A 26,755-nucleotide genomic window follows, 5' to 3' on the forward strand; every position below is an offset into this window, starting at 1 on the left:
GGTATTAAAGGCGGAAAAAGAACTCAAGCTCCAGTTAAGCAAAATGCACATCGCCTGAACGGCGAAATTCGCGGTGTACGTGAAGTGCGTCTTACTGGTATCGATGGCGAGTCCATCGGTGTTGTTTCTATCGAAGAAGCAGTGGCTATTGCTAACGAAGCTGGTGTTGATCTGGTTGAAATTAGCCCGAATGCCGAGCCACCAGTTTGTCGTGTGATGGACTATGGCAAGTACCTGTTCGAAAAGAGCAAGGCTGCTAAAGAGCAAAAGAAAAAGCAAAAACAAATCCAGATCAAGGAAGTTAAATTCCGACCTGGTACAGACGAAGGCGATTATCAGGTAAAACTGCGCAACCTGAGTCGCTTTTTAGAAGAGGGCAACAAGGGCAAAGTCACACTGCGTTTCCGCGGTCGTGAAATGGCCCACCAGAGTCTTGGTATCGATCTTCTAAACCGAATTAAGGATGACCTAATCGACCTAGCGGTTGTTGAAAGTTTCCCTAACAAGGTTGAAGGTCGTCAAATGACGATGATGCTTGCTCCAAAGAAGAAGTAATCAAGGCATTCAAGTAGCATAAAGCGCTGCTTAACGCAGCGTTTTTTGTTCGCCTAATTACTATGTTTATTAACTATCAACAATGCGGAGTCTCATCATGCCTAAGATGAAATCCAACAAAGGTGCTGCTAAGCGTTTCAAGAAAACTGCTGGTGGCTTCAAGTTTAAGCACGCAACTAAGCGTCACATCCTGACTAAACGTACTACTAAGAACAAACGTCAGCTTCGTCCAAACGCAATCCTTCCTAAGTGTGAAGTGGCTGCAGTTGCACGTATGCTTCCGTTCGCTTAATCGTTTTTAGTTTTATATTTTAATTTATTAGTTAGGAGTCTCCTATGCCTCGCGTAAAACGTGGTGTACAAGCGCGTGCACGTCACAAGAAAGTTCTGAAACAAGCTAAAGGTTACTACGGTGCACGTTCACGTGTTTACCGCGTAGCTTTCCAGGCTGTTACTAAAGCTGGTCAATACGCTTACCGTGACCGTCGCAACAAGAAACGTACTTTCCGTCAACTATGGATTGCACGTATTAACGCTGCTGCTCGTCAGAATGGTATGTCTTACAGCCGTTTCATCAACGGTCTTAAGAAAGCGTCTATCGAAATCGATCGTAAGATCCTTGCAGATATCGCTGTATTCGACAAAGCAACTTTCACAGTGCTTGTTGAGAAGGCAAAAGCTGCTCTGTAATTTTACAGTTTAGTTTTTACGTAAAAAGGAGAGCCTCGGCTCTCCTTTTTTCATTTCTGCGCATCATAAAACAAGAACCTTTCTTGAATAGTCGGTTTTACCCTTCCTCGCTTTATCTCCTCTTTTTAATCCGTCTACCCGCTGCTATTTCTACGCGAACAATCATCTAAACCCTCCCTCGAAACAACGTAATTTATCAGTTTCATATTTCTATTAAGAACCTCCACGTTCATTAAGTGCACACTTGTTTTTACCCACAATAAGACTAAGGTTATTCGCATTAATTTGTGTGGCAAATTTTATGTGGCGACAACGTCAGGTTATAGGCTGATATTTTGGGGATAAATGGTGATGGGAAAACCGGCTGCTCGACTTGGGGACAATCATGTTTGCCCTAAAGTGACCTCTAAAGTACCGCATGTGGGCGGGCCTGCCGTTGCTGGATCACCTAACGTGTTTATCAATGGGATGCCAGCTGCGCGCAAAGGCGACATGATGGTGTGTGTTGGCCCGCCAGACTCTATAAAAGGGGGATCTGCCAGTGTGTTTATTAATGGTAAGCCTGCTGCACGAATGGGGGACAGTACTTCTCACGGCGGTGTCGTGATGGGAGGTAGCGGCAATGTGTTTATTGGAGATAGTGCAGGCGCGAGTGCTGGACAGACTCAAACGCTTTCATCATCTAGCCCATTCTGTGAAGAGTGTGAAGCGTGTAAAAATGGCCAGTGTTCCATTTAATGACTGCTGAAATCAGTAAATTAAACGTGGGAGAGGGCATGACGTTAGTGGTTCTGGGGGAGTGAAAAGGAATAAATAACGTAGTACACATGGTAAACATAGGTAATGTTCGTCTCTTGATGCAGGAGGTAGCAAGCGTTTCATCAACTTATCTTGCTTGTTCAGTGATGAGTGGTGTTAACGACTTTCTTATTAGAAATGGATTTTTTTATTAAGCCAATTACTAGCTTGAATCGCTATGCAGTGTTTAATGGCACAAGCGAGAGCAAGGCATTAGAAACATACTATGCCCGTTTTGGGGAGAGTGCACTGCCGCTATGGTTAGATACTGATTATGGCGATTGGTGGAATCTTATGCCCTATATTTCAGAAGTGACGGACTCAGAGGACTTTACTGATTGGGAAAAGGCTGATGCGGCAGATGACTGGGGAATACTGGTTGAAAGTTATTACCCTATAGACAAAGTATTTGAACATCTGCGCAGCTTAACGCAAGTATGGATGCCCAATGGTAAGCATGCGTTTTTCCGTTTTTTTGACCCAAGATTTAGCCTAAGAATTGCTGATTACTGTAATCCTGAAGAGCGAAGTATATTAATGGGCCCCTGTCTATCTTGGCAGGCTAAGTCCAAAATAGTGAATAATAAGAGTGTAAAAACGGTATCTGAAGAGCGAAAAATTCCTTGGTGGAAGGTGCCTAATAACGTTATTAATAAATTTGAGAAAGATGACAAAAGTGTCTTAGTGGCTAACGTTTTACAGTGGTTGCGTGATAGTCGAGCAGATATTTATTTTTCTTACCCTGACCCCATAATTAAAGCCAAAGTGACAAGGTTAGTAACTAGATACAGTGGATCTGCTGAAAATATTCAAGATTATGTTGTTGGTTTTCTCAATAGGGAAGTGTATCCATGACCGAAAATATAGAGTCAATCCAAGATGCTGATAGGATGTTTTCTGAGATAAAGAAAAACTTCGAATCATCAATCGATGAATATCGCGAACATATTCAGCATTGGGTGTATGGCTGGGCAATGGAGATGGAGCAAAAGATCATCGTCAATAATAAATCATACGTGACAGATTTAGATGACGATGAAATATCAGCAAGTGTCACTCGTTGCCCACTTGATGGAAAGATAACGTTGGTACACTGCTTTGAAGCACAAGAGTATGTTCCTATTGCTAATACGGCATATACTATTACGGTTGTCGAAGCAATTGAAGAAATCGGCTATAACGGTATTCCACGTACTACCTACATCGATTTATGGCCTAAGTATTCAGGAAATGTAGATGTTAATGGTTTTTCTGAGGTTGAACTCGGTGATGAATTTAAAGGGAAATTAATAAGAGTTGTTTTCAATCCTGACGTTAATAATAGTGATGTTAAAGCGCTAATCGATTCCTACGACCCAACAATAGCAAAACTGAGTTCCTGGCTTGAAAGTCAATGGGAAACACAGCGGAAAGCTTGGGGTGAATATATTAACTCAACATTTGTCATCACAGATGCTATTGCTAATTTCTTACGGAACATACTAGATGCCGTCATAGATGCTTGGGATGAGATCGCCAATCTTTTTAAGCATTTAGCAAATCCCTCGAAGTTAACAAGTTGGTTAAAGAAGTATGTTGAAAACCCAGAATTGATAGCTGAAACATTATCTAATGCGAAAGAGGAATCAGCGAAAATGTTGATGATGTTGACAGATGAAGTAAGGTGTTTTTTATGTTTAAACGCCGTATGGTCGTATTTCATGATGCTAACACCGATACAAATAGGTGATATCGTATCAGTGGCTTTAGCTGCAATATTAGTTGAGGTTGTAATTAGTCTTGTCGTTCCTGGCGGCGTTGTGTTGAGAAATATGAATAGATTACGTGAAATCGCAGGTATTAGTACATTAATAGAGGCATAAGTGATGGCTGCGAAAAGAATTGCTATTGAAATTGTAAAAAACTTAAAAGTTATTATTGATATATCTCAAGTTGATATTAAGTCTAATTCAGACATCATAATGCGTTTAGCGAGTAAAGGAGAGGGTAATTTTACTCCCAATAGAACTCTCGATCAGAACATTGATGGTAATGATATTAAATCTGCAACAAATGAAGCGCGAAGTGTCGAACAGAAAGCTCACGTAACGACAGACGATAGTCGAGAAATTGAGAATAGCCAGTCAACAACGGAGAGTGGTAAAGCAACAGAAGAGACTAATAGTACAAAAACAGAAGGGTGCCCGGTTTCCATGGTGACGGGTGAAGAGCTTATTCAACTCGAAGATGTCACCTTACCTGGCGTATTGCCATTTACTTTTACGCGCACATATAGGACATCAAACTGCGAAGCAAATAGTGGTCTGGGTTATGGGTGGAGCCATACTCTATGTCAGTTATTAATGTTTAATGGTGACAATGTAGTTTGGAAGGACGCTGAAGGTAAGCTGACTAAGTTAGCTATACCAGAATCAACACGACCACAAATTTATAATGATCTCGCTGGTGCCGCAATATTTTTAGGTGATAATAGTGAAGAATATGTGGTAGCACAAAGAGGGAGACCATTCCATCACTTTAAACGTCAAGGTGATAAAGGTCGCTTAGTTGCAATCAGTGATAATTACGATAATCGACTTGATATACAGTATGATGCTTATGATCGTCCTAATGCTGTAGTTAATGAAATAGGTATCGCACTGTGGCTAAATTATTGCGATGACTTAATTACGGCTATTGAATTTAGAACACAGCAATACCAAGATGGCAAAAGAGAATGGCAAAAAGAACGTCTCTGCTTTAGATATGCTTACAATGAAACCAAGCAGCTGTTAACAGCCGTTAACGAGGCTAAAGAAGGTGAACAGTATCGTTATGATAATCGTAATGTTATTTCGCTTAGAAGAATGGCAGGAGGCGTCGAGTTTGGCTGGACTTGGTTAGGTGACGGTAAAGCAGCACGATGCGTTAAGCACTGGAGTAATACAGGGTATAACACGCAGTTTTTATGGGATTTTATTAACAACTCAGTCACTTCGATCTCGGTAGACGGTAGCAAAGCGACTTATGCGCATGACGAAAATGCTAAATTAATTCAAACAGTAGACCCTGATGGGGCGGTTACCAAGTATGATTACAACGATAATGGGGATCTTATCCTTATCGTTGACCCTATAGGGAATGAAACGCGGCATGTTTACAATGACTACCAGCAGAAAGCACTAACTGTTTTACCTGATGGAGAAGTCATTGAATATCAATATTGGCGTGGCAATTTACGTCGAGTCATTCAGGGGGACCGCAACTGGCGATATATCTACAACGCGCAAGGGGATATAACAGAAAAACGCGATCCATTAGGTGAAGATACGTTTTATCGCTATAACCTGCAAGGTAAGTTGATAGAGATTATTTATCCTAATAAGTCAACTCACCAATTGGTCTGGAATCAGCTGGGTCAATTAATTGAAGAAATATACCCGAACGGCACTCAAGCTCGTTATAGGTACGACCTGTTTGGTCGGCTAATTTATGAACAGTCCCCAACTGGCGCGATAACTCAATATGAGTGGGACAAGGCAGACCGCGTTAGTAAAGTTATTCAACCGTCAGGGCAGAGTAAATATTTCGAATACAATGCGTATGGCAAGGTGACACGCGTTGTTGATGAGGCGGGGCAAAAAACCACCTACGAGTACCACCCTAACACTGACTTAGTCAGTCAAGTGATCCATCCTGACGGCGCATCGCTGCGTTATCGTTACGATAATGCGAAAAACTTCGTTACCGCGATTATTAACGAGCATAACGAAACCCACGAGATAGCCTATTATCCAAACGGCTTAGTAAGTAGTGAGCGTACCTTTGATAATCGCCAATTTAACTATGAGTATGACCTTAACGGTAAGCTTACAAAGAAAACAGAGATTGGTAGTGCAGATACGCAACTCGAAACACAATTTGAGCGCGATCCGCTAGGTAGGCTCATTAATAAAGTGTTGCCTGATGGCAAAAATATTGCTTACCGGTACGATCAATTTGGTCAACTCATTAGTGTTGATGATGGGGAAACCCCGCTTGCTTGGCGTTATGACTTAATGGGCCGCCTCGTAGAGGAGCATCAAAACTGGGCATCAAACTACTTTGATTATGACAATATAGGCCAGCTTACAGCTTGGCAGTTGCCTGATGCTAATCGACTCTCGTACCGTTGGGATAAAGGAGGGCAATTACAGAGTGTCGCCTTAAATGAACAGGTGATAACCCATCACTACTTTATGAATGGGTTAGAAACATCACGTTCGCAAGGTCGCCTTTTAAGTCAGTTTGAATACGATCAACAGGGACGTCTCACCGCACAAAAACGCTACCAAGATACCCATCAAACCAGAACTCGACAATACCATTACAGCGCTACAGGCAACCTTGTTGAAATGCAGGATAGCCAACTGGGGAGTGTTTATTACGATTACGACCCGTTGGCGCGGCTAAAAGCAACCCATGGCGCTGTCCAAGAGACGTTTTTTCACGATCCTGCGGGTAACTTACTTGACCAAGTGATAACAGGTGAATTAGGTAATCAACGTTTTGGTATAAAAGGTAATCAGCTTAGCTTCAGCGGAGATAAACACTACGAATATGATGAGTTTGGTCGCCTTGTCGCGGAAAAACGGGGCAAAGCCCAGCAACTAATCACTCAATATGAGTACGATTGCCAGCACCGTTTAATTAAAGCAAACCTCGCAGACGGCACGCTAGCACTCTACCGCTACGACGCTTTTGGGCGACGGATTGAAAAGCGGGTTATAAATAAGCATGGTAACGTTAAACGTACAGAATTTGTCTGGCAAGGCGATACGCTGATAGCTGAAACCAGCGACGATCATTACCAAACTTATGTCTACGAGCCCGGCAGTTTTAAGCCGCTGGTGATGCTATCAGGGGAAGGCAAAGACAGTGAGGTGTACCACTACCACCTCGACCAAATCGGTACCCCTATTGATATCACCAGTCAATCGGGTGAGACAGTGTGGTCAGTGCAATATCGTGCCTATGGCAATGTGTTACGTCAACACGTTGAAGAAGTGCGCAGTCCGCTGCGTTTTCAAGGTCAGTACTTTGACGAAGAAACCGGACTTCACTACAATCGACATCGTTACTATAGCCCTGATACAGGCCGGTTTGTAACTGCTGACCCAATTGGTCTGGCTGGTGGTTTAAACAATTACCAGTATGTACCCAATCCGATAGGGTGGGTGGATCCACTGGGGCTAGCGGTAAGTCGATGTAACGGTCCTTGTGGAATATTAACGCCAAAGGCATTTGAACAAAATGTTAAAAATTTCGCTGAAAATGTTAACTCTTCAAATTTCCAATTGTGGAAAAGAGATGCATTGAGTCAAGGTCTATCCGATATTGAAATTCAGGATATTGTCTATCATGGCTCTCTAAAAAAAGGGAAAAATATTTGGGGGACTTGGGGGCGATATTTGAGAGAAATATCTGGTACTGAGCCTCCTCCAGGAATGAGGTCTCCTCATGCTCATCATATGGTGGAAAAAAAAGGAGGGAAGAGTGCAGGAAAACTTAATAGAATGTTATTATCGGAAGTTGGTATTGACCCTTGGTTATCGAAAGATAACTTAACATGGGCTCCTAATGTCACAGGGCAACATGGCTATGGTCCTCAATTAGAGCTATCTAAGAAATTGATGGCTGTCAGGGGGGATAGAGACGGGATATTAAATGTTCTGATGGAACAACGTGAGGTTTCAGCATACAAATGAAGACTAATTTACTACCAAATTTTTTAGAAAAATTTAAAGAATCTTTCAGCGCAGACATCCTTGTGCTACTGAATGAGCTCAGAACAGAGTCGAGTCTTAAACCTATAGAAGCACTCTGTATTTATAGTGTTAGTGGGTTTGAAAGTATCGGATATGCTTTTCGTAGAGAAGATGATATATATACGAATGAAAATAGTGACTTGGATTCAGAGTTTCTAGCTCTGCTTGAAGGTCATAGTGATTTGCAAGATGTTTTTTCTAATCCAATATCTGATGACTCTCACCTTTATTCACAAATATGTGCGGATGAATGGCTACACATTAACGAAATTGACTGCTTCTCTGGTACCAATGCGTTAATATATTCAAATCTTGATCAACTTTATGATGCAGGTATTATTCACCAAATAATCCACGCTGAAATGCTCAGTATAATTGTTTGTACATTAAGCACTATGCTCCAGCGAGGGGATATTTCTGAGCCTCTATTTACTGCAGAAACATTCCTCAGCGTACAATTCTCTGGTGGAATGGATAAAGAAATTCTTATAGAGTCTTCGAAAAAGTTGAATAGTCCATCTTGGCATAATAAGGTTGAGTTATTTGTGAAGGAAAACTTTGAGTAATACTATTTTATAAAATAGACATTAAACAAGACATATATAGACGTACAATGATTACAAGTGCTGATTAGATACGGTTAGCTGACATATACCGGCGTCATTTGTGAGCGCTTACTGATAAGTATACAATTATGTGGTGAGGCCTTATTCGGTCTCACCTTACTCAACATCCTTGGCTAATCAATAAGTTCTGTACCCGGCATTGTAGTGGTAGCTCTCGGAACAGATGTTAAAAGTAATAGTAAGGAGTGATGTCATTGGCTCGATACTATATAAATTTGCATTTTCCTTGCCGCCAGCAACTGATGGTGAGAACAACATGTTGATCCTCCCTATCGCAAAAGGCCTAATTGGTCTATACATCGCACTTTAAGTTGCATATGTTTCCAACCGCATCAATGTCACATTTTTGTTCATTTAAAGAACTTACAATCAGTGGGTACCCGGCATGATGCTAACCCACCATATTGGTTACTGGCTTTGAGAATAAAAGAATCAATAAAAACAGTATGAATGTGAATGGAGAAACACAATGACAACTGGAAAATATTTGCGTTGGAAGGATGAAAATGGGAATGCGTTTCGGCCCGTCTCGCTGACTGGAACGGAATTACTCAATGATCGAACCTTAAATAAAAGTACCGCATTCTCATACGAAGAACGCAAAATGTTCCAGCTTGATGGGTTACTCCCCCCGAGAGTACAAACCTTTGAACACCAATTAAATCGTGTTTATGACGGGTTTAAAAATGCATCAACGGACATTGAAAAGTACCTGTTCTTACGTGCACTACAAGATCGTAATGAAACCCTCTTCTATGCATTGCTTTCTCGCCATATTGAAGAGATGACCCCTATCATTTATACCCCTACAGTGGGTAAAGCCTGTCAAGAATTCAGCCACCGTTATCAGAAAGCGCGTGGTTTATACGTCACGCAAGACAACGTCAGTAAGATGGATGAGCAGGCGCAGCATTTTTCCGGTAAAGATATCAAGATCATTGTTGTGACCGACAGTCAGGGTATTTTAGGGTTAGGCGATCAGGGTGTGGGAGGGATGGGGATCCCGATTGGTAAGCTGTCCTTGTATACCCTGGGAGCTGGTATACACCCCGCACACTGTCTTCCTATTGCGCTGGATGTCGGTACAGACAACCAAGATTTGTTGGATGACCCTATGTATCTTGGTATCCCTCGCCGCCGCTTGCGTGGAGCAGAATATAAAGCCTTCATCAAAGAATTTGTTCATCAGGTTAAACGTACTTTCCCGAATGCCGTGCTGCAATGGGAAGATTTCAGTAAATCCAATGCGTTCGACAACCTGACTGATTATGAGGAGTTTCTGCCGTCGTTTAATGATGATATTCAGGGGACAGGCTCGGTGGTACTCGCGGGCATTTTGGGGGCTGTGAAGATCAAGCAGGAGTCACTGGCTGCTCAAACCTATGTGGTGTACGGTGCAGGTGCAGGCGGGGTTGGTGTTGCTGACCAAATCTATGCCGGGTTACTGAAAGAAGGGTGTTCGCATACGGCGGCGCGCGATAAGATCTTTATTCTCGATTCCCAAGGGTTGGTGTTTGATGACCGAGATGGCTTAGATGAATACAAAAAACGGTATGCGAAGCCAAGAGCGCTGGCGGAAGGCTGGTCGGTAGCAGAACCCGGCAAAGTGTCATTAACCGAGCTGATCAATCACCATCCAGTGACGGTGTTACTGGGGACCAGTGGCATTGGCGGGGCGTTTCAGGAAGAGCATGTCCAGAAGATGATGGAGTATACCAAACGGCCGATGGTGTTCCCATTGTCGAACCCGACGGCAAACTGCGAAGCCGTGCCAGAAGATATTTATCAATGGAGTGATGGTCAGGCTATTGTCGCAACAGGCAGCCCGTTTGATAATGTGACTTACAATGGTTATGACTATCGCATAGGCCAAGGGAATAATGTCTTTATATTCCCAGGTGTCGGGCTTGCGGCCATTGTTTCACAGACGTCGAAAATCCCCTTAGATATGTTTACCACGGCATCTTATGCGTTGGCCGAACAGGTGAGTGACGCTGATTTACAGAATGGATGTGTTTTTCCGCGTATTAGTCAGCTAAAAGACGTTTCTCTGCATGTCGCGAGCCGCATTTTGGAAAACATGCAGGCGACGGAGGCTAATAGTGCATTAGTAGGTAAAGATATTGAGCAGGAACTTGCTGCGCATATCTGGGAGCCTGTGTATTTACCTTATCGCAGGGTGTAGCGTGAGGTAAATCAACCATTGTTTAGAAAAGTGATGCGTCTCATCACTTTTCTTTTCAAGGGCAATGAAACAAGACATGGTCAATATAAAAATACACCAGTGCTTTGTTCTTTCTTATTTTTCAAGGATTTATTTATCAGAGATGAATAAAGAGGCTATTAAGTATGCCTGAGGCAAGGAAGACAAAAATGACTTTAATGAATTCATCCTAATACATTAAGGTTGTCGAATATTTTTTGATTACTCCCACAATCTTGATTCTTTGGTATAGCGGATAATAAGTTCTATTGGTTGTTATGTTATAACACTACAGTTTTTTAGTTTGTATTGCTGTTTCTTAATCTGCCACTATTCACGTTAAATAAATCTGTCATTTAACGTCTTTCTCACTGTCATATTAACTTGATTTACTCTCTGTGTTTTTTGAACCAACGTGTAATGGAATTATCACGCGTTGGATGGTATTTAATATCGACATAGGGACATGTAAGTCATGAATTCGACCTCTACGTTTGTATTCACAAGCGTTCTCGCAATGTCATCGGCGTCTGCCAGTGTGTTGCCAGATAACCAAACTCAGAGTGTGTGGTTTCAGGATGGGCAGGCAAAAATCGCAGAGATTAGCCAAAAGCCCGTTGCTTATGATCAAGCAAAAAATGTCATTCTGTTTATTGGGGATGGTATGGGGATCAGCACACAAACCGCCGCGCGTATCTTCGTTGGGCAAAGTCAAATTAATCATCAAGGTGGCGAGGAATTCCTGCTGAGTTTCGAGCAGTTTCCTTACACCGCCTTAGCTAAAACCTATAACACTGACATGCAAGTACCCGATTCAGCCGGCACGATGACCGCCATGGTCACGGGTGTGAAAACACGGGCGGGGATGCTCTCGGTCAGCGATTATATTGATCGCGGCGACTGTGGCGTTAACGAAGCAACACTCAAAACCTCCCTAGAGTATGCGGCGCAACGCGGTATGAATACAGGTGTTGTCTCTACGGCCCGGATCACGCATGCAACACCTGCAGCAACGTATGCACATATCTCTGACCGCGGCTGGGAAAGCAGCGTACCTGAAGACTGTGACGGTAAAGTCAAAGATATCGCCTTGCAGTTGGTAGAAGCATCGTCGGCCATCGACATTGTTTTAGGGGGCGGACGTCGCAGCTTTGAGCCGAGTGGTGAAGGGCTCTCTGGGCGTCGTACCGATTCACGTAACTTGATTCAGGAATGGATCGATACCGCCCCAGAGCAACGCCAGTTTGTTGATACAGCCTCTGCAATGAAAGAGCTGTCTGCCGACGCTGAGCAGAAAGTGCTGGGGTTATTCTCAGACTCTCACATGGAATATGAGCTACATCGCAGCGACACAGAGCAACCGTCGCTCACTGAGATGACCGATACCGCACTGGATTACTTACTGGCTGACAACGATGGTTTTTATTTGATGGTGGAATCGGGCCGTATCGATCATGGTCATCATGCGGGTATTGCCAAGTTAGCGCTGACGGAAACCGAGCAATTCCATCAAACGATTGAACACACGGTGCAAAAGTTGGCCGATGCCAATCAACTGGATGACACCCTCATCATTGTGACTGCAGATCACTCTCATGTAATGACGATGGCGGGCTATCAGCAACGCGGTAATCCTATTTTAGGCTTAGTCGCCGGAGCGAGCGGTAACGTCTTAGCTAAAGATGATAAGCCTTACACCACCTTGGGCTATGCCAATGGGCCGGGGGCTCTTACGACCTTTAATGAAGGCGCGCGCGTGGATTTAACGGATGTGAATACCCAAGCGGATGATTTCCAGCAACAAGCCTTAGTGCCATTAACTAGCGAAACCCATGCCGGTGAAGATGTGGCAATTTATGCCATGGGTCCTGGCGCGCAATGGTTTAACGGTTTGGTTGAACAAAATTATATCTATCACGTGATTAACCGTACCTTGTCGTTGCAAGGTCGACGCTACGAATAATGGAGAAAATGATGAATACACAACATTGGCAGCGTAAACCTTGGCAACGTTCTCTACTGGTCGGTTCGGTGGCTTCTGCGCTGGTATTAGTGGGTTGTAATGATTCCGATAACTCAGCCGATTCTGAAGGTTCAGGGGGTGCTGTTGTTGTTCCCTCAGCCGCTGCGATGACAGCGAATCGATGGTATGACGAAGGCGAGACGTTGTTAGCACAGAACATTGATCTTGTTGATAAAACGCAAACGGCGAAAAACATCGTATTGATCGTGGGCGACGGGATGGGGATCTCGACCTTGACCGCAGGCCGTATTTTGGTCGGCCAGCAGCAAACTGATAACGAAGGTGGCGAAGAGTATGCCTTGAGCTTTGAACGTTTCCCGCATGTTGCGCTATCAAAAACCTACAATACGGATTCACAAACACCAGATTCTGCCGGCACCATGACAGCGATGATGACGGGGGTAAAAACCTTCCGTGGCGGGATAAATATTGGTTCATCAGTGAACTATGGGGATTGCACCGCTTCACAGCAGGATGAATTGGTTTCCGCACTCGATCTGGCAAAAATGGCAGGCATGAGTGCCGGGATTGTCGCCACGGCACGGGTTACACATGCTACCCCCGCAGCCACGTATGCGCGAACCCCTGCACGTGGATGGGAGGCGGATTACTACATTAAACGCGATGCGCAAGATGGACTCGGTTGCACCGATATAGCCGATCAACTGGTTAACTATGATGTCGGTGGTGGGCTGGATGTCGTACTCGGTGGCGGACGCCGTAATTTCCTCGATTATACGCAAAGTGAGGGATACGGATACCGTGATGATGGCAGAAACCTCATCACTGAGTGGCAAGCGAAAGACGCGGGCAATGTCTATGTGGAAGACCGCCAAGCATTAGCCGGCATTGATGTGAATGATACGGGACGTTTAATGGGGCTGTTTAGCCGTTCACACATGTCCTATGAAGCGCAACGGGATACGAACGTAGAGCCGTCATTGGCCGAAATGACAGAGTCGGCGCTCAATGTGCTGTCGAAGAATGAGAAAGGCTTTTTCTTGATGATAGAGGCGGGGCGGATTGACCATGCCCACCACGGTACCAAAGCCGGGTTAGCACTGCATGATACGCAAGCATTGCACGAGGCCGTTGAACGTGTCGTTGAGATGACCAACCCGGAAGAAACATTGATCATTGTTACCGCAGACCATTCGCATGTGATGACGATGGGGGGCTATGCCCAACGAGGCAACGATATTCTTGGTTTAGTACGCAATAGCGGCGGTGAATTACAATTGGCGTTGGATGGTAAGCCTTATACCACGTTGATCTATGGTAATGGGCCAAGTGCGCGCGACAATCAGTCGTATGATGCCAATGGGGATCGTGTTGCACTGTATGATGAAGGCTTAATGGTTGACAGTAAAAACCAAGCGTTAGTGCCTTTAAGTAGTGAAACCCATGCGGGTGAAGATGTGGCGATTTATGCGACAGGTCCGGGGGCACATTTCGTGAGAGGAACATTAGAGCAGAATATGATTTTCCATATCATGAACCAAGCGGGTGATTTAATAAATCGCGCTGAAATGGGCGTGGCAGAAGCAGGTTCCGGTTCATGATGGGGCATAGCTGTCATACAGCGGAGCGCAAGCTCCGTTGGTTTCGTCGCCAGCTAGAGATGCAGGGAATTGCAACGTCAGTACGATTCGTTGGGAGAGTGAGCTTCGCAGGTTTAGTTGGGATCTTCGTTATGGCTCAAAGCTCAGCTTCTGATGTTCTTCTTGACGAAACATCGGTGGGGCGGGTTGCGCATTATACGATGACCAACAGCTTAGGTTTTCAATCACAAGCGAAAAACATTCAATTGTGGATGAGTGCGACCGATCGGGTGCTATTGTATCCGCAGCGCCATATTGCTGAACATTGGACGCGAGATAAGCGTGAACAGACGGAATTCACTCGCCATTTCTTATCGGCAGAACGCAGTATTTATTATCCTCAGGGGGCATTGCGTTCGTTGCAGTTACCGATGGATTGGCAGGGGGTAGGTCAGCTTATTTCGCCCAAGATAACAGAGCAACTTTCTGAGGTGGATTGTGATAAAACGGCTGTATTGGCTGCGAATGTGGCATCCAGTAAACAAGTCACATGCTACCGAGGGAAATTGGGCGATCAAACCATCAAATTAGCATGGCTTGATAAGGGAAATATACCTGCTTATCTTCACATCGCGGGAAAGATGAAGCGCTATGAATACACCTTAACGGGTTATGAGCCGTGGCAAGCCACACATACCGACACGGTGATGCGATGGAAGCGTTTTTTAACCACGGATTACGCGGATGTTGCTGATGATGCGGTCGATGATCCCTTCCTAGCGAGAGCGGTCGCTGCTGGGTATGTGTATGCCGCCGGGGCGCATCGCCACTGAGGCAGCAGAATCAGTATTGCGATGAATATACCCCATCAAGGATAAAACGGCTCGCTATCGGCATAGCGAGCCGGTTTTTTTGTGTCAGAAAATCAGGGTAAGTCCCCATGTAATGGCAAGCGTGCAGGGCTCTGACTGATAATACGTTAAATGGTTTATTGGTGAAAACGCAGTGAAAGCATGCTGAGTTTGTTTGTGAAGGGGATATTCAGACGTCAGTTTTATTTCCCTCCGCCTTATTTTTGACGGAATGAGGTATGAAATAATAACTCGCCGCCAATAAATTGAGTGGTGTTTGCTGTAGAAGCCTAATCACATGTATGTATAAGTTAATGTAATTATATTAATGGAGTGGCTTTTATTGACACATTTTAAGTATTTCATTGCGCAATAAATTAGTTGTTAATACAATGGTTTAATGAGCAGCATAAATCATAGATTTACATTTAAATAAAAATCTAACGGATTTAAGACGCAATATTAATACATATTCATAGTTAACCTCTTTTATTCTAAGCATTATTCTACTTGGATTGTGTGTTACTTGTGCCTGTTATGCTGACTGCGTTGATTTTTTAATAAGTTAATTTCATATGCCATTTATTACGTTGTGGCAGTCTAAATAAAATGAATTTGAGTAGTGTAGTATGAGTGCGAATACCGCATCGCGTTGGTCGAGAAATGTACCAATCAGCCTGTTAATTATTTTCCCTGTTGTTGCGACGCTGGTTTTGTTTGCAGCTGTGGCCTTCGTGATTAATGGCAATATAGCCATGATTAAAGACAACATTGCGGTGACCACAAAACGCACGGAATTGAGCAATCTTCTGGCTGATGTGGACAGTGAATGGAACGCCGCCCGTATTCAGACCCGTGACTTGGTGAATGCGAGCACGGCAGAAATGGATCAACGCTATCAATCGCTTAGCGTAACGGTTGATAATGTAAATGCGTTAATTAATAAAACGATTGATACTCAAGTGTTGACGCAACAAGGTCAGGCGGAATTAACCCGCATTATTCCGATGACAAAGAAATATTTGGCATTGCTCAATGATGAATATGAGGTATTTAAAGCCATTGATGCACAGTGGTGGAACACACCGGTATCGTGGCCTGCGATTTTCCCTGTTTTGAATCAACTGCGCACAGAGAACATCGATCAACAACAATTGAATAAAGATGCCGCGCAGTTTGTGAGTGACTTTAATGCCTTCTATCCTCGTTTAGCGCAAGTGATTGCACTGCGTAGCTTGGTCGATGTCGATAACATGATGTTGTACCTCAATGGTGCGCAGTCATTTGTGAACAAGTATCAACGCTTCGGTTATGTGCAAAAGTTTGATACTGATGTGATGAGCAAGTATGTCGATGGCACCACGTTTATCGTGAACAGCCTGAAGCGCGTTGAGGCATATAAAGCTGAGCGTGATGCTGTTGCCAAAGAAATTCGCTCACTGATTGTGAAGGTTTACAGCCGTAATGTTGGTATGGTGGATGATTTAGGTACGGCGAGCCTAGATTCGGCAGATAAGTCATCTCAGGTGCAGCTCTGGTCATGGATTGTAGCGGCCATTATTTCGCTGCTGATTGGTCTGTATATTACTCGCCAGTTCACGATCATTTTTGGGTTGCTGTCGACGTCACTGAAAGCGATGGCGGCACAAGACTTGAGTGTGACCACCAATATCGATGGTAGCAACGAGATTGCCATGCTGGGCCTTAACACCGACAAAACCATCACGGATACACGTCGAGTGATTAACCAGATCTTGGATCAGAGTAATGAAGTGGCCTCTTCTGCCACTGAACTGGCGGCGGTCATGGTACAAAGTGCAGCGAATGCCGAAGAGCAGAGTGCTCAGATTGAGCAGATTGCCGCTGCGGCAACAGAGCTTTCTTCTTCTGCTGAATTGGTGGCGACGTCAGTGAGTGGGGCAGAAGCCCAAGCCAATGAAGCGATGTCACTGTGTTTGTCTGGCCGTGCAATTGCGGAAGAAAACAAAGTGCGTGCAGAGGAACTGACCGAGCAGTTAACGGAAACGTCTGTTGTGGTCGAAACCTTGCGCCAGCGTTGTGAAAGCATCGAAGAAGTGGCAACGGTGATTAACAACATTTCTGATCAAACTAACCTGCTGGCACTTAATGCGGCGATTGAAGCGGCGCGTGCGGGTGAGTACGGACGAGGCTTTGCCGTTGTTGCTGACGAAGTACGTTCATTGGCGGCGAAAACCCAGAACTCGACAGTACACATCAAGAACATCATTGAAGAACTGCAAGGCCATTCCATTGATGCGCAGATGAAAGTTCAAGAGTGTTTAGATAAAATTGAGTTGACCAAAACGACATCCAATGAGTCTTATGAGCAGCTGACTTCTATCTATGGCGCGGTGTCGACGATTTCGGAAGGGGCATCAGAGTCTGCTGTTGCGGCGAATCAGCAATCTCATGCTGCAGAAGAGATCAGTCAGACGGTAAATTTGATTAAAGATGTGATCAGCCAGAACGTAGCGGGTATTTCCCAGTCGACGGAAGCTTCTAATTTCCTGTCTGAGTTGGCTGAAAAGCAGAATCAGAATTTGAGCCGTTTTAAACTGAACAAATAATCGATTAGATTAATCCCCTTATACTCAGATAAACAAACAGGCCCGCATTCCCTATAGCAGGCCTGTTTTGTTTAACACCTCCCCAAATCATCCACCTCAAAGCTCGTCCGCTATCCTTTAGTTGATAGAGCAGTGCGTGACTCTATTCACACCAAGTGATGTAATGAAATTGTTAATTTATAAATACTGTCTGCGGCGTTGCCTATTTTATAAAAAGCAACCTGTTCGGGTTGGCCATTCTCTGAAAAACAGCTTGTCTTGTTAATGTGCGATGCAAATGAAGTGCATTGCCGATGATGATGAACTTACTTCGAGGGAATGACGTGAAACTAAAATTTGGTGTGATGGCAGTCATGGTGGCCTGCAGCATGGGCAGCGTGCAGGCGAATGAAAATGTCGCTGGAATAGGGAGTATTATCACTCCCGATATTGTTGGAGGCAGCCCTGCCAATACCGCAGAGTGGGGGTTCTACACGCAGATCGTCGGGCGTAACAGCAACCGTTCCTTTTGTGGGGCGAGTTATCTGGGTGATGGGTATGTGCTCACGGCGGCTCACTGTGTAGACAGTGATTTACCGAGCCAGATTGCCGTAAAAGTTGGCGGCTTTCGGTATAACGGGACGGATGGTGAACGCGCCAATGTGACGAACATTTATGTACACCCTAATTTTAATTCACGCAACTTAGCCAATGATATTGCGGTACTGAAACTGGACCGTGTGATCAGTAATGATAAGCGTGTTGAGATTGCCGCTGGTTCGTTGAATCAATATGCCGTGACGGGCAACACCTTGAGCGTGGCCGGGCTTGGGCGATTGTCTGAAGGCGGCAGCACGCCGTCAGTGTTGATGGCCGTCGATGTGCCCTTGGTCTCTGACGCACAATGTCGTTCTGCGGGTGGCAGCTATGCCAATGTTGGGCCGGTGAGTTTCTGTGCGGGTATTCCACAAGGCGGCATTGATTCTTGCCAAGGTGACAGCGGTGGTCCCATTGTGGTCAACCGGGGTGGTGTCGTAACGCAACTTGGGGTCGTGAGTTGGGGGATTGGCTGTGCGCGTCCGGGTAAATACGGCGTATACACTGATATCGCCGCCCTGCGTGATTGGGTTGACAGTGTCGTGACGCTGAATGCGGACAATGTCTCTGTGGGGTATAGCGCCAACCAGCAGATCGCCGGATTTGAATTAGGGCAAACGGCCTCTCATACCTTTTCTGTGAAAAATACCGGTAACGTGCCTTTCACGGTCACACAGACCAGTGTTAGCGCCAGTGGCGTCGCGCAGAATGCGTTGATCAGTCAGGATGGATGCCGTGCAACTACATTGCCAGCGGGGCAGGCGTGTCAGGTAGCGGTAGAATTTTCTGCATCAGCCGCCGGTAATGCAGCGGTCGCGTTAGCGTTTGAAATCGATAAAACCACAACGCGCTATGTTGCCAAAGCCAGCGCGCAGGTGACGTCTGCATCACAACCGGATCCCGGTGCGTGTGACGCAGAATGGAATGCGGGCGCGGTGTATAACACTGGCGATGTGGTGACGTGGCAGAACAAGCAGTGGGAAGCGCAATGGTGGAATCAGGGCGCCGATCCAAGTCAATCAGGCCCGTGGGGCGTATGGCAGGCGGTTTCATCAGCAGCGTGTGGTGGCGGCCAACCGCCCGCACCAGAACCCACGCCTGAACCGACTCCAGAACCAACGCCAGATCCTGAACCAACACCTCCAGCATCTGGGAATGCTTATGTCGCCGGTACGGCGTATGCATCGGGGGATGTGGTGACGCACAATGGTGGAACGTATCAGTGCCGTGCATGGCCAAATGGCCTGTGGTGTGCATCCGGTGCGTATGAGCCGGGTGTGGCAGATGCCTGGGCCAGTGCGTGGACAAAGCTGTAATCGCGATGTAGTAGTATTGAGTCACATAAAAAAATAGCCTCATCCTGAGGCTATTTTTGTTTCTAATCGGTTTTGTCTCCAGCCGGTAATGGCTGATGCAATCAATTAAGCGGTAGCAAGCTGCTTAAATGTATTGACGGCTTTTTTACGTCCGTATAAAAGGCAGCCCAATGTGATAAAGAACATACCGTTAAAGACTAAGAAAAAGCCTGCATGAATAAAGTCGAACTGACCCATCACAAAGATAGGCAGTGAAGAGTTTAAGCCGGTATTACCCAAAACCAATAGAGCTGAGCATAACAAAACAGCAAATGTATTCATTTTAATTAGTGCTGTGACAGCATTGTTCTGCATTTCTGTGACTCCCAATTGTAAGCAGGTTTTCAATCTACTGGAAAAGATGTGCTTTTTAAATAAAAAAGTTTACTAACCCCGGCATGATTGGTTATAAATTACTCACTTGGTCGTTTTTGTGGTTTTTTATTCCCCCTCTGGTGGCCGAGGTGTGGCAGGAGTGGGAATCAGCATTACCAATAGAGGCATTGGTATGCTGTTATCAATGCGGCGTTTTTGGCCTGCAAATGACGCACTTTTAACTCAAGCTGAATACACGGACCACGGTGTATCTCAGTACGAACATGTTGTATCTGAGTCATGAGTGCCCGCGTGTTGCGTATCGCGTCTTTGAGTTGATTCGTTTTTTGTTCAAGCTTCTGTATGGCCTTGTTTTTCTTAGCGACTTGCTGTTTGAGCAGAATGCCTTTTTCAACCAAACGGGTGAAGACAGACTGCGATGTTGCAGATTGACCACTGACAGCATCGAGTGTATCGCTGATTGTTGCTTGATTGGCCTGTAGCCGATTAACAAGGGCATCGTAATCGGCATAGCGAAGCAATGTCTGTTTCTCAGCGGCTTTCAACAGCAGCAACAATTGCTGCTGTTGGGTGGCTAATAGTTGAATAGGTGTCTTGGCCATATTATCAACAATGTTAATCATCTAAATCATGAAGAAGTTGCGCGGTTTTCGCTTCTTCTAATTTGTTTATCAACTTATTGGATTCCGCCTGATCGCGTATCGCTTTACTTAATGTGATCGTGGCGCTGACCAAAAACAAACTGCAGATGCTGTAATAGCCTTTAATGAGTAAATCGCCAGGCAATTTAATAATACTGATCACCATTGCGACGACGGCAATAACAAATGTTGCTTTGGCGTAGACTAGCCAATATTTTTCTTGTTCACCCATGATGTAATTCCTTTTTAGTGAGTGTCGTAATGACGTTGTATTTTGCAATTGAACGGTGTTTTATTAATGTAGAGGGAGGGCGTTTAAAGCGCAAGACATAAAAGCAAAAAAGTGGTTTTTTTTTCTTCGCTGGGGGCGTTATTGCGACGCATTTATCGTATTGCGATGAGATAAATGTCGCCTTATAGGAGGCGGCAGTAGAAGAGGGCATGGGGATAGAGGGAAGAATAAGGGAGCCCTGTGATAACAGGTGTTTTCCTTGAATGTGCTGTGCGGAAAATGCTCTGAATCCAGCATCTTGAGGTAGCTCGTCTTGAAAGCCGTTTTTTTTTCATCCAATCCGACCCTTTTATTGCGATTGGATTTGGATTTGGACGCATGTTTCTTTAGTATGTATCGTTACGCGAATTTATATCTCCCTTAAGGACGCCACCTGTGGGTGGATGAGGAAACGATGCTACATCTAGACGAGATTATTGCCAACGCAACGGCAGCTATTGAGCAAGCTGATTCATCAGTCGCTCTGGACGATGTCCGTGTCCAATACATGGGCAAGAAGGGTGAGCTAACCCTTCAACTTCAAAGCTTGGGTAAACTTCCACCGGAAGAGCGCCGTACTGCTGGTCAAGAGATCAACAAAGCAAAAGGTGCGGTTCAGCAAGCTATTGCAGCGCGTAAAGATGCACTTCAGCGTGCAGAACTTGAAGCGAAGCTAGCTGCTGAAACTATCGATGTGACCCTACCTGGTCGTCGCATTGAAAATGGTGGCCTGCACCCTGTGACACGCACCGTTGAGCGTATCGAGCAGTTCTTTGGCGAACTAGGCTTTAGTACTGAGTCTGGTCCTGAAATCGAAGATGCATTCCACAACTTCGATGCGTTGAACATTGCGGCTGATCACCCAGCACGTACTGACCACGATACCTTCTTCTTTAACCCAGATTTGATGCTGCGTACGCACACGTCTGGCGTACAGATCCGTACGATGGAAAATGGCAAACCGCCATTCCGTTTCATCGCACCGGGCCGTGTATACCGTAACGACTACGACCAAACGCACACGCCAATGTTCCACCAAGTGGAAGGCATGCTGGTTGATGAGAACGTTAACTTTGCACAGCTAAAAGGTATTTTGCACGATTTCCTTTGCAACTTCTTTGAAGAAGAAGTTGAAGTGCGTTTCCGTCCTTCATACTTCCCATTCACTGAGCCTTCAGCAGAAGTGGACGTGAAAGGTAAAAACGGCAAATGGCTAGAAGTACTAGGCTGCGGTATGGTTCACCCGAACGTACTACGCAGTGTAGGCATCGACCCTGAGAAATACTCTGGTTTTGCATTCGGTATGGGTGTAGAGCGTTTGACCATGCTGCGTTATGGCGTAAACGACCTACGTGCGTTCTTCGAGAACGACCTACGTTTCCTTAAGCAGTTCAAGTAATCCAGAGGTTTAATCACTATGAAATTCAGCGAATCTTGGCTTCGTGAGTGGGTTAACCCTGCGGTTACTACTGACGAACTAACACACCAAATTACTATGGCTGGCCTAGAGGTAGACGACGTACTGCCAGTGGCGGGTTCATTTACCGGCGTTAAAGTAGGTAAAGTTGTTGAGTGTGGTCAGCACCCTGATGCTGACAAATTGCGCGTGACCAAAGTCGATATCGGTGCAGAAGAGCTACTTGATATCGTTTGTGGTGCGTCTAACTGTCGTTTGGGCATTAAAGTGGCCGTGGCGACTGTGGGTGCAGTGCTTCCAGGTGACTTCAAAATCAAGAAAGCCAAACTACGTGGTCAGCCTTCTCACGGCATGCTTTGCTCATTCTCTGAGCTAGGTATTGATGTTGAGTCTGATGGCATCATGGAATTGGCAGAAGATGCGGTACTGGGTACGGATTTCCGCGAATTCCTTGCTTTGGATGACGTAACCGTAGACGTTGACCTAACGGCTAACCGCGCTGACTGTTTCAGCATTCGCGGTATGGCACGTGAAGTGGGCGTACTAAACCGCGCTGACGTGACTGAGCCTTCAGTGGCAGCGGTTGCCGCTTCAATCGAAGACACGGTGTCTATCGACGTGAAAGCCCCTGCAGCATGTCCACGTTACCTTGGCCGTGTGGTTAAGAACGTGAACGTACAAGCTGAAACCCCACTTTGGATGCAAGAAAAACTGCGTCGTTGTGGTATTCGCTCTATCGACCCTGTTGTTGATATCACGAACTTTGTTCTACTAGAGCAAGGCCAACCAATGCACGCATTCGATCTGGCGAAGATTGAAGGCGGTATCGTTGTACGTATGGCAGAGCAGGGCGAAAAGCTGACGCTGCTAGACGGTAACGAAGCAGAACTAAACGCTGACACATTGGTTGTTGCAGACCAGAACAAAGCACTGGCTATCGCGGGTATCTTTGGTGGTGAGCAATCTGGTGTGACGTCTGAAACAAAAGACGTACTACTAGAGTGTGCATTCTTCGCACCTGATCACATCCGTGGTCGTGCACGTGCATACGGTCTACACACAGATTCTTCTATGCGCTTCGAGCGTGGTGTGGATTACGCACTGCAAGTGAACGCGATGGAGCGTGCAACAGCACTGCTTGTTGAAATCTGTGGCGGTGAAGTTGCACCCGTGGTTGCGGTAGAATCTGAAGCTGATCTACCAAAAGCGAACCAAGTGGCACTACGTCGCACAAAACTAGACAACTTGCTGGGTCACCACATTGCAGATGCAGACGTGGTTGAAATCCTAGAGCGTCTAGGCATGGCTGTTGAAGCCTCTATTTTTGAAGACAAGTCAGAAGGTTGGGTTGCGACAGCACCAACATGGCGTTTCGATATCGCTATCGAGCAAGATCTGATTGAAGAAGTTGGCCGTATCTACGGTTACGACAACATTCCAAATCAAGCGCCTGTTGCTGCACTGAACATGAACGATCACAAAGAAGCGAACCTACCGCTTAAGCGTGTTCGTAACCTGCTTGTTGACCGCGGTTACCAAGAAGCGATCACTTACAGCTTCGTTGAGCCAGAGCAACAAAAACTGGTTGTTCCAGGTGTTGAGCCATTGATTCTGCCATTCCCAATTTCTGCGGATATGTCAGCAATGCGTCTTGGTTTGATCCAAGGTTTGCTAAACACGGTTGTTCACAACCAGAAGCGCCAGCAGCCACGTGTTCGCCTGTTCGAACATGGCCTACGTTTCATTCCTTGCGAAAATGCTGAAAACGGCATGCGCCAAGAGCCTATGCTTGCGGGTGTTATCGCGGGTACACGTAGCGAAGAGCACTGGGATATCGCAACCAACACCGTTGATTTCTTCGATCTTAAAGGTGATCTAGAAGCGATTCTTGAGCTGTCTGCAAACGAAAAAGCGTACTCATTTGCAGCCACTCAGCACCCAGCACTTCACCCAGGTCAGTCTGCGGCTATCATCGTAGACGGCAAAGAAGTGGGCGTGATCGGTACTGTTCACCCAGAGCTTGAGCGTAAGTTTGGTCTGAACGGCCGTACTATCGTATTCGAAATCGAATGGTCTGCGATCAACACTAAAGTGATCCCAGAAGCGGTTGCACTGTCTAAGTTCCCTGCAAACCGTCGTGATATCGCAGTTGTTGTGAATGATGACGTAGCGGCTGGCGACGTAGTTGCAGTATGCCGTGCAAACGGTGGTGAGCTACTGACTGACGTGAACCTGTTCGACGTTTACGTAGGTAAAGGCGTTGAAGACGGTCAGAAGAGTCTTGCGATTGCACTGACGCTTCAGTCTGGCGAACGTACACTGGAAGAAGCTGATATCGCGGGTGCGGTTGACAGCATTGTTGCGGTACTGGCAGAGCGCTTTGGTGCAAGCCTGCGTGACTAAATAGCGTACTGGCTGTTACCGATTCGGTAGCAGTAAAGTGACGTTGGATAACTTTTTAAGTTATTGTTTTATTAAAGCAGCCATATCGGCTGCTTTTTTTTGATCTGAATCTAATAAACGTAACTTTTTGATACTCAGAGAATATTCCTATATGTCCACAAATTGTTAGCGTGATATATTGTTATAAGCTCATTTTTCAGCTTATCTTATTGGTTATTGTTGCTATTAAGCACAACTGGATGCATGGGTGTAGCCCTTTGGTGCTACCAGAAATCAATAATTTGACACGAAGTTAACGTAAAAAAGTTGGCGGAAATCAGCGAGTTGGCTTAAACTTGACTCTAGTTGAGATTGAACATGATTTCGAGTGGCCAAAAATTGTCACTCACCGATGTCATCTCACTCCATGAATTCGCTACAGGTATAGTTATGCTATCTCTGTTATCCATTCAATATAGTCTTGAGGGAATTATCTATGGCGCTCACAAAAGCCGATTTGGCTGAGAACCTGTTTGAGAATGTTGGACTAAGCAAACGGGACGCCAAGGATACGGTGGAAGTCTTCTTTGAAGAAATTAGAAAAGCGCTTGAAAATGGCGAACAAGTAAAATTATCTGGTTTTGGTAATTTTGATCTTCGCGATAAAAACGAGCGTCCAGGAAGAAACCCTAAGACGGGCGAAGATATCCCAATCTCTGCTCGCCGTGTTGTCACTTTCCGTCCAGGTCAGAAATTGAAAGCTCGCGTAGAAAGCATCGAAGTCGAAAAGTAAACGCGGCGACCTAACTAAGAACCCAGAGACAGCATGTGCTGATCTGGGTTTTTTTACGCCTGTAGAAAAGGAAAGGAGCCTGCCCAGATCTCAGAATGTCATAAAGACAGGCATTCAACCGCGGCGATCGTGTTCATTCGTGTCGGTCGGCAGTACACTAAAAAGGTGAGTTGAAAATAGCGTACCGTTAATGCAGTCGAGCAGGGAGGATATCGATGGGAATGTTAGATCGTGTGAAAGCGGGGGCGTTTCTGGCTGCCAGCCTCGACATGGGTAGTCCAGAAGAAAGTGGCCAATGGCAGACAACGCCGGGGGCGGAATGTGCGTTATTGGCTCGCGGGGTGTTAGCGATTTCACCGCGTCATTGTACGGATCAACAAAAAGCCATTGTGATTTCAGCAGGTATCCATGGTGATGAAACCGCCCCGATGGAATTAGTCCAACACCTTGCCGAGCAATTCCTTACTGGCGATTTGTATCCGGCGCACCGATTATTATTGATTATCGGGCATCCTGCCGCTATTGGTTGTCATCAGCGGTTTATTGATGAAAACATGAACCGCTTATTTAAGCAAACCAACCCGGCCACGACCCTTGATGCGCAACGTGCGAATACGCTTCAGGCTGTACTTCGCGATTTTTATGCCACGGCATCGCTGGACGGTGCACAACGTTGGCACCTGGATTTGCATTGTGCGATTCGCGATTCCGTACATTATACCTTTGCCGTTAGCCCTTATTCTGAGCAACCGACCCGCAGCGTTCCTCTGTTTGCCTTTTTGCAGCAGGCAAAAATAGAAGCAGTGTTATTGGCAAATTCACCGTCACCGACCTTTAGTTGGTTTAGTGCTGCGTATTTTGGTGCACAAGCATTCACATTAGAGTTGGGAAAAGTTGCCCCGTTTGGGGAAAACGATCTGGCAAGGTTAGCGCCGTTTTATCAGGCTTTGACGACATTAGTGACCACGCCAGCGATGGATGTTACGTGGCAAGCCAACGCCTTGGCTGTGTATAAAGTGACACGAACGCTCGTGAAACAAAGTGATGATTTCACCTTTAGTTTCCCCGACGACCAAGCGAACTTCACCTTCTTTGAGCAAGGGGCGTTGTTAGGCAAGGACGGGGATATCGAGTACTACTCGTTAGATGGCGGCGAAGCCATCGTATTCCCGAATGCCAATGTAGCCTTGGGTCAACGGGCAGGGTTGTTAGTTCAACAGACTGACGTGAATGTCACTGATCAAGTGACAGTCAAATAACCATTAAGCGGTGATGAAACGGAAGAGAAAAATGGCTATTTTATTATGATTAGAGTCAATTTCG

General features: G+C 45.6%; 21 protein-coding genes. 18 read left to right on the top strand and 3 right to left on the bottom strand.

Annotated elements, in window-relative coordinates; all coding sequences use genetic code 11:
- Positions 1-3: 3 nt before the first annotated feature.
- From infC to ACSF8W_RS17545, 14 genes are all read left to right on the top strand, one after another.
- A complete protein-coding gene (gene infC / locus ACSF8W_RS17480) occupies positions 4-555 on the top strand; it encodes a translation initiation factor IF-3 (protein WP_500848608.1) in 552 nt (183 codons plus the stop codon).
- 97 nt (positions 556-652) lie between these two features.
- Positions 653-847, top strand: coding sequence for a 50S ribosomal protein L35 (gene rpmI / locus ACSF8W_RS17485; protein WP_036832349.1), 195 nt, complete (start codon positions 653-655; stop codon positions 845-847).
- Positions 848-891: 44 nt separating this feature from the next.
- Positions 892-1,245, top strand: a complete 354-nt coding sequence (rplT, locus tag ACSF8W_RS17490; protein WP_007469869.1) for a 50S ribosomal protein L20 — start codon at positions 892-894, stop codon at positions 1,243-1,245.
- Between the two features lie 351 nt (positions 1,246-1,596).
- Positions 1,597-1,983 (top strand): PAAR domain-containing protein, encoded by a 387-nt coding sequence (locus ACSF8W_RS17495; protein WP_500848455.1) that lies wholly within the window; start codon positions 1,597-1,599, stop codon positions 1,981-1,983.
- Positions 1,984-2,157: 174 nt separating this feature from the next.
- Complete coding sequence (locus tag ACSF8W_RS17500) at positions 2,158-2,898, top strand: DUF4123 domain-containing protein (RefSeq protein ID WP_500848456.1); 741 nt, start codon at positions 2,158-2,160, stop codon at positions 2,896-2,898.
- A complete protein-coding gene (locus ACSF8W_RS17505; RefSeq protein WP_500848457.1) occupies positions 2,895-3,905 on the top strand; it encodes a Rhs family protein in 1,011 nt (336 codons plus the stop codon). The genes ACSF8W_RS17500 and ACSF8W_RS17505 overlap by 4 nt, the downstream gene beginning before the upstream one ends.
- Before the next feature lie 3 nt (positions 3,906-3,908).
- Complete coding sequence (locus ACSF8W_RS17510; RefSeq protein ID WP_500848458.1) at positions 3,909-7,769, top strand: RHS repeat-associated core domain-containing protein; 3,861 nt, start codon at positions 3,909-3,911, stop codon at positions 7,767-7,769.
- A complete protein-coding gene (locus ACSF8W_RS17515) occupies positions 7,766-8,395 on the top strand; it encodes a hypothetical protein (protein WP_500848459.1) in 630 nt (209 codons plus the stop codon). Before ACSF8W_RS17510 ends, ACSF8W_RS17515 begins: the two co-directional genes overlap by 4 nt.
- Positions 8,396-8,924: 529 nt before the next feature.
- Positions 8,925-10,640 carry an NAD-dependent malic enzyme gene (locus tag ACSF8W_RS17520; RefSeq protein WP_500848460.1) on the top strand — a complete coding sequence of 572 codons (1,716 nt, stop codon included), beginning with the start codon at positions 8,925-8,927 and terminating at the stop codon, positions 10,638-10,640.
- A 493-nt stretch (positions 10,641-11,133) separates the two neighbouring features.
- On the top strand, positions 11,134-12,621 hold the full coding sequence (locus ACSF8W_RS17525) for an alkaline phosphatase (protein WP_500848461.1): 1,488 nt from the start codon (positions 11,134-11,136) through the stop codon (positions 12,619-12,621).
- Positions 12,622-12,629: 8 nt separating this feature from the next.
- Positions 12,630-14,243, top strand: a complete 1,614-nt coding sequence (locus ACSF8W_RS17530) for an alkaline phosphatase (protein ID WP_500848462.1) — start codon at positions 12,630-12,632, stop codon at positions 14,241-14,243.
- A 131-nt stretch (positions 14,244-14,374) separates the two neighbouring features.
- A complete protein-coding gene (locus tag ACSF8W_RS17535; protein ID WP_500848463.1) occupies positions 14,375-15,055 on the top strand; it encodes a hypothetical protein in 681 nt (226 codons plus the stop codon).
- Between the two features lie 647 nt (positions 15,056-15,702).
- A complete protein-coding gene (locus tag ACSF8W_RS17540) occupies positions 15,703-17,661 on the top strand; it encodes a methyl-accepting chemotaxis protein (RefSeq protein ID WP_500848464.1) in 1,959 nt (652 codons plus the stop codon).
- A gap of 368 nt (positions 17,662-18,029) precedes the next feature.
- The gene (locus ACSF8W_RS17545) at positions 18,030-19,553 is read left to right on the top strand and encodes a trypsin-like serine protease (RefSeq protein ID WP_500848609.1); all 1,524 of its coding nucleotides are present in this window, start codon (positions 18,030-18,032) and stop codon (positions 19,551-19,553) included.
- A gap of 105 nt (positions 19,554-19,658) precedes the next feature.
- Here the strand turns inward: ACSF8W_RS17545 and ACSF8W_RS17550 are convergent, their stop codons facing one another.
- From ACSF8W_RS17550 to ACSF8W_RS17560, 3 genes are all read right to left on the bottom strand, one after another.
- On the bottom strand, positions 19,659-19,907 hold the full coding sequence (locus tag ACSF8W_RS17550; RefSeq protein WP_500848465.1) for a phenylalanyl-tRNA synthetase subunit alpha: 249 nt from the start codon (positions 19,905-19,907) through the stop codon (positions 19,659-19,661).
- A 173-nt stretch (positions 19,908-20,080) separates the two neighbouring features.
- Positions 20,081-20,530 carry a hypothetical protein gene (locus ACSF8W_RS17555; RefSeq protein WP_500848466.1) on the bottom strand — a complete coding sequence of 150 codons (450 nt, stop codon included), beginning with the start codon at positions 20,528-20,530 and terminating at the stop codon, positions 20,081-20,083.
- 13 nt (positions 20,531-20,543) lie between these two features.
- Positions 20,544-20,801 (bottom strand): YiaA/YiaB family inner membrane protein, encoded by a 258-nt coding sequence (locus tag ACSF8W_RS17560; protein ID WP_500848467.1) that lies wholly within the window; start codon positions 20,799-20,801, stop codon positions 20,544-20,546.
- 454 nt (positions 20,802-21,255) lie between these two features.
- Between ACSF8W_RS17560 and pheS the strand changes: the two genes are divergently transcribed.
- From pheS to astE, 4 genes are all read left to right on the top strand, one after another.
- The gene (pheS, locus tag ACSF8W_RS17565; RefSeq protein WP_428478121.1) at positions 21,256-22,239 is read left to right on the top strand and encodes a phenylalanine--tRNA ligase subunit alpha; all 984 of its coding nucleotides are present in this window, start codon (positions 21,256-21,258) and stop codon (positions 22,237-22,239) included.
- An 18-nt stretch (positions 22,240-22,257) separates the two neighbouring features.
- On the top strand, positions 22,258-24,660 hold the full coding sequence (gene pheT, locus ACSF8W_RS17570) for a phenylalanine--tRNA ligase subunit beta (protein WP_500848468.1): 2,403 nt from the start codon (positions 22,258-22,260) through the stop codon (positions 24,658-24,660).
- 475 nt (positions 24,661-25,135) lie between these two features.
- Positions 25,136-25,432 (top strand): integration host factor subunit alpha, encoded by a 297-nt coding sequence (ihfA, locus tag ACSF8W_RS17575; RefSeq protein ID WP_428478119.1) that lies wholly within the window; start codon positions 25,136-25,138, stop codon positions 25,430-25,432.
- A 215-nt stretch (positions 25,433-25,647) separates the two neighbouring features.
- A complete protein-coding gene (gene astE / locus ACSF8W_RS17580) occupies positions 25,648-26,691 on the top strand; it encodes a succinylglutamate desuccinylase (RefSeq protein WP_500848469.1) in 1,044 nt (347 codons plus the stop codon).
- Positions 26,692-26,755: the final 64 nt, after the last annotated feature.

Source organism: Photobacterium sp. 270122K, assembly GCF_059941365.1.

What these genes read in the sequence shown, in the direction of transcription:
- rplT (WP_007469869.1), top strand. Translation starts at nt 892, where the DNA reads ATGCCTCGCGTAAAACGTGGTGTACAAGCGCGTGCACGTCACAAGAAA.
- ihfA (WP_428478119.1), top strand. Translation starts at nt 25,136, where the DNA reads ATGGCGCTCACAAAAGCCGATTTGGCTGAGAACCTGTTTGAGAATGTT.
- pheS (WP_428478121.1), top strand. Translation starts at nt 21,256, where the DNA reads ATGCTACATCTAGACGAGATTATTGCCAACGCAACGGCAGCTATTGAG.
- ACSF8W_RS17505 (WP_500848457.1), top strand. Translation starts at nt 2,895, where the DNA reads ATGACCGAAAATATAGAGTCAATCCAAGATGCTGATAGGATGTTTTCT.
- rpmI (WP_036832349.1), top strand. Translation starts at nt 653, where the DNA reads ATGCCTAAGATGAAATCCAACAAAGGTGCTGCTAAGCGTTTCAAGAAA.
- ACSF8W_RS17495 (WP_500848455.1), top strand. Translation starts at nt 1,597, where the DNA reads ATGGGAAAACCGGCTGCTCGACTTGGGGACAATCATGTTTGCCCTAAA.
- astE (WP_500848469.1), top strand. Translation starts at nt 25,648, where the DNA reads ATGGGAATGTTAGATCGTGTGAAAGCGGGGGCGTTTCTGGCTGCCAGC.
- ACSF8W_RS17535 (WP_500848463.1), top strand. Translation starts at nt 14,375, where the DNA reads ATGGCTCAAAGCTCAGCTTCTGATGTTCTTCTTGACGAAACATCGGTG.
- ACSF8W_RS17520 (WP_500848460.1), top strand. Translation starts at nt 8,925, where the DNA reads ATGACAACTGGAAAATATTTGCGTTGGAAGGATGAAAATGGGAATGCG.
- ACSF8W_RS17510 (WP_500848458.1), top strand. Translation starts at nt 3,909, where the DNA reads ATGGCTGCGAAAAGAATTGCTATTGAAATTGTAAAAAACTTAAAAGTT.
- ACSF8W_RS17540 (WP_500848464.1), top strand. Translation starts at nt 15,703, where the DNA reads ATGAGTGCGAATACCGCATCGCGTTGGTCGAGAAATGTACCAATCAGC.
- ACSF8W_RS17515 (WP_500848459.1), top strand. Translation starts at nt 7,766, where the DNA reads ATGAAGACTAATTTACTACCAAATTTTTTAGAAAAATTTAAAGAATCT.
- ACSF8W_RS17545 (WP_500848609.1), top strand. Translation starts at nt 18,030, where the DNA reads ATGGGCAGCGTGCAGGCGAATGAAAATGTCGCTGGAATAGGGAGTATT.
- pheT (WP_500848468.1), top strand. Translation starts at nt 22,258, where the DNA reads ATGAAATTCAGCGAATCTTGGCTTCGTGAGTGGGTTAACCCTGCGGTT.
- ACSF8W_RS17560 (WP_500848467.1), bottom strand. Translation starts at nt 20,801, where the DNA reads ATGGGTGAACAAGAAAAATATTGGCTAGTCTACGCCAAAGCAACATTT.
- ACSF8W_RS17525 (WP_500848461.1), top strand. Translation starts at nt 11,134, where the DNA reads ATGAATTCGACCTCTACGTTTGTATTCACAAGCGTTCTCGCAATGTCA.
- ACSF8W_RS17530 (WP_500848462.1), top strand. Translation starts at nt 12,630, where the DNA reads ATGATGAATACACAACATTGGCAGCGTAAACCTTGGCAACGTTCTCTA.
- ACSF8W_RS17555 (WP_500848466.1), bottom strand. Translation starts at nt 20,530, where the DNA reads ATGGCCAAGACACCTATTCAACTATTAGCCACCCAACAGCAGCAATTG.
- ACSF8W_RS17550 (WP_500848465.1), bottom strand. Translation starts at nt 19,907, where the DNA reads ATGCAGAACAATGCTGTCACAGCACTAATTAAAATGAATACATTTGCT.